At 61.9% G+C, this 3,524-nt stretch carries 3 protein-coding genes; all 3 read left to right on the forward strand.

Annotated elements, in window-relative coordinates; all coding sequences use genetic code 11:
• Window positions 1–132 precede the first annotated feature (132 nt).
• The 3 genes from AC1DT3_RS15295 to AC1DT3_RS15305 all read left to right on the forward strand — a co-directional run bounded on the left by AC1DT3_RS15295 (window position 133) and on the right by AC1DT3_RS15305 (window position 3,355).
• Window positions 133–1,149, forward strand: coding sequence for an ABC transporter ATP-binding protein (locus AC1DT3_RS15295; protein WP_477466100.1), 1,017 nt, complete (start codon window positions 133–135; stop codon window positions 1,147–1,149).
• Window positions 1,150–1,164: 15 nt separating this feature from the next.
• Window positions 1,165–2,232: a LysR family transcriptional regulator gene (locus tag AC1DT3_RS15300; protein ID WP_477466101.1), complete on the forward strand. Its 1,068-nt coding sequence runs from the start codon at window positions 1,165–1,167 to the stop codon at window positions 2,230–2,232.
• Between the two features lie 268 nt (window positions 2,233–2,500).
• Entirely contained in the window at window positions 2,501–3,355 is an 855-nt protein-coding gene (locus AC1DT3_RS15305) for a substrate-binding periplasmic protein (RefSeq protein ID WP_477466102.1), read from the forward strand.
• The last annotated feature ends 169 nt before the right edge of the window (window positions 3,356–3,524 follow it).

A 3,524-nucleotide genomic window follows, 5' to 3' on the forward strand; every position in this document is an offset into this window, starting at 1 on the left:
CGGCTGTCCCTTCGCCGACCGCTGTCCCTTCGCGATGCCGGTTTGCCTGAACGAGCCACCGCCGGTCGTGCGACTGGCGGACGGACATGAAGCGGCCTGCGTGCTCTTGGCAAATGAGGGAGCGACCGTCGCATGACCGCACTCCTGCAAGTCGAGGGCCTGAAGGTCCATTACCCCATCCGCGAAGGTCTGCTGCGGCGCGTGGTCGGGTCGGTGAAGGCGGTCGATGGGATCGATCTCAAGATCATGCGGGGTGAAACCCTCGGCCTGGTGGGGGAGAGCGGGTGCGGCAAGAGCACGTTCGCTCGCGCGATCCTGCATCTTCAGCACACGACGGCGGGTCATGTGCTTCTCGATGCCGGCGACGACCGACCCGACATCAAGGACATCACCACGATCTCGGCGGATGCATTACGCAATCTGCGTCGTGAAATGCAGATCGTCTTCCAGGACCCATATTCCGCGCTGAACCCACGTTTGCGGATCGGCACCATCCTGACCGAACCCCTGCGCGCCATGGGGATGGGCGACAGGCGAGCCCGTCGGCGGCGTGCGGAGGAGGTGCTGGAGGCGGTGGGACTTCCTCCATCCTCCGTAGACCGCTTCCCACACGAGTTCTCAGGGGGGCAGCGCCAGCGAATCGGCATCGCCCGGGCTCTGGCGCCCCGGCCGCGGTTCATCGTGCTGGACGAGCCCGTATCGGCGCTGGACGTCTCAGTGCGGGCTCAGGTCCTGAACCTGCTCCAGGAGCTCCAGGAGCGCTTTGGCCTCACCTACCTCTTCGTCTCGCACGATTTGTCGGTGGTACGGCACCTGTGCGACCGGGTGGCGGTCATGTATCTCGGGCGCATCGTCGAAGAGGGCCCCACGGGCGAGATCTTCGAGCGGCCCCGGCACCCCTATACCGAAGCGCTGCTCAGCGCTCTCCCGTTGCCGGTTCCGCAACTCAAACGTCAACGCATTCTGTTGCGCGGCGATCCTCCGAGCCCGATTGCCGTACCGCCGGGCTGCGCGTTCCATCAACGCTGCCGTGCCGCAACGGAACTCTGTTCCCGGGAGACGCCGCCGCTGACGGATGAGCACCGTCCCTGGCTCGCCGCGTGCCACTATGCCGAAACCCTCGAACTCGCAGGAGCGCCCCGCGTCTGAGCGCTGGAGAGAGCCATGAGCGTCGACGACAAATCCCTTTCCGGCATCCCGAATGGGCAGGGCGTTGCCTCTCCTGCCGATTGGGATAAGTTTTCGGTGAGTCCCTCGCTTCGCCGGGACCCGAAAAACAAGCCAGGAGGGCGCTTGATGTCTGCCTTTGGACCTCTCAGCCTGAGGCAGCTCGAAGTCTTCTATGCGGTCATGGAGATCRGCACCGTCACGGCGGCGGCCCAATCGCTTCGGATCTCGCAGCCCACGGTGAGCACCATCCTTMGCCGGATGGAGGACCAGCTCCGCATACCGCTATTTAGAACAAATCGCGGGCGTTTGATCCCGACGAACGAAGCGAGGATTCTCTACGAATCCCTTCAACGCAGTTTCGAGCAGTTGCAATCGATCAACGGCACCATCGAAACGCTGCGGCACGGGGCGTCGCATCGCATCAGCATCGCCACCATCCAACCCTTGGCCAACTCTCTGGTCGCACACGCGCTCGCGGGCTTTTTGGCTGAAATGCCGCAGGCGCGCGTTCATCTTCTGATCCGTCCGCGCAAGGAGGTTCTCCATGCGGTGGCGATGGAGGGCGTCGATATCGGCATCACGTTTCGGACGGGAGAAGCCGAGGGATTGCGGGCCGAGCAACTCAGCAGCGGCAAAGTGTATTGCATCATGCCGACCGGCCATCCGCTCGAAGCGAAGAGCGAGGTCGGGCCCGAAGATCTCATGCGGTATCCCATCGTGTCCTACACACCTGGACACCAATGGCTCTTGTCGCAGCTGGAAAGCGTTCTCGAGCCCTACGACCACTTGCCCGAGCCCGTTCTGACGGTTGAAAGCATCGTATCGGTCTACCCGATGGTGGCGCACGGAATCGGACTTGGTCTGGTGGACGAGTTCTCGCTGCGGTTCTACCGTCAGGAAAGCATCACCGCGCGCCCGTTCAGGCCGGTCATCGATGTGGGCGTGGACATCATCTATCCGACGGGGCGGAATACGCCGGACCTCCTCAAGGCCTTCGTCAAGCATCTGCGCCTTTGCGTGAAAAGCGCTACGACGCCTGCTCTCGATGCCCGCACTGCGTAATCGACCGAGGCGGCTTCTGTCCGGCTTTCCTGGAAGGTATAGACCGAAGCTATAGTTCACCGAAACGATTGAATCTTCGCGCGCAGCCACGACGTCGTAACATGACAACGGAAGCAGACGCTTCCTTCTGATGCGGTTGAGCCATGCGACGGCAATCCTTTCGAGAAGCATGACGACCGGCTCCATCGAGCCGCTTCATCTTTGCTTCCTTCCGAACGTCGCGTCGTCAACCGCCGTGTTCGAACGTCACACTCCGAGGAGAGGCACGATGAACTTGGCGAACTTGATCTGGCGTTCATTGGGCGCAACCGCCCTGGTCGCAGGTATCTCTTTCTCTAGCGCGAGCTTCGCGCAGGGCGCACCGGTCGATACAGTCGTGCAGGGACAATTGACCGTCCTCTACAATCCCGCTTCGCCGCCGACATCGTTCAACAAGGACGGCAAGGCCACAGGGATGGCCGTCGAGATCGTCGAAGAGATCGCGAGACGGTTGAACCTGAAGACGGAGTTCCGGGCGCATTCCGATCTGGCGGGTGTTCTTCCTGCCGTCTCGAACCGCCAATACGATCTCGCGGCGATCGGACTGATGAGAACCCCGGAGCGGGAGRCCGTCGTCGATTTCTCGAACTCGTGGTACTATGGCTGGTTCCCGTTGATCATCGAAAAGAGCTCGGGCTTGAAGGGTTACAAGGACCTTTCCGGCAAGGTCGTCGGTGTCAACAAGGGCAGCATTCAGGAACGCTACATGTCGGAAAACCATCCCGACATTCAGCTGATGGCATTTCCCAACGATACCGCGGCCGTAGCAGCGCTCAACGCCGGCAAGGTCAACGGCGTGCTGACCGGAAGTGCGCTTCTCGAGGAGACGCTGAAGCGGTTCCCCAACCTCGACGTCGCAGCCCGTACGCCCACGCCCTATCCCAACGCGTTTCCCGTCCGCAAAGGAAACGAGACCCTTCGCAAGGCGCTCGACGACACGATGAGCGCGATGGTGAAAGACGGTACATACGTCAAGATCTTCGACAAATGGCACGCCGGAGATGCGCTTCCCGAGCCCATGTACAGCGATTACCCGGGCCTCGACAAACAACGCGCGCCCGGCGTTCCGGCGCCGCGTTCCTAAACGCTCGTCACGAAAGCGTTCCATTCGAACGCTTTCGATCTTCCCCGCCGATGAATGAGCGCTGCTCTCCGCGCACGATTCTTGCTGCGTTAAGGAAATGCCATGTCCTCGATGGTTGTTTGTCCGGAACCGCCCGCCGCTGCCGTTGGCGCCGCGATCCTTGCACGTG

This window comes from Microvirga sp. P4_G7, assembly GCF_056401005.1.

Coding starts and splice junctions, on each gene's coding strand:
- AC1DT3_RS15295 (WP_477466100.1), top strand. CDS start 133: ATGACCGCACTCCTGCAAGTCGAGGGCCTGAAGGTCCATTACCCCATC.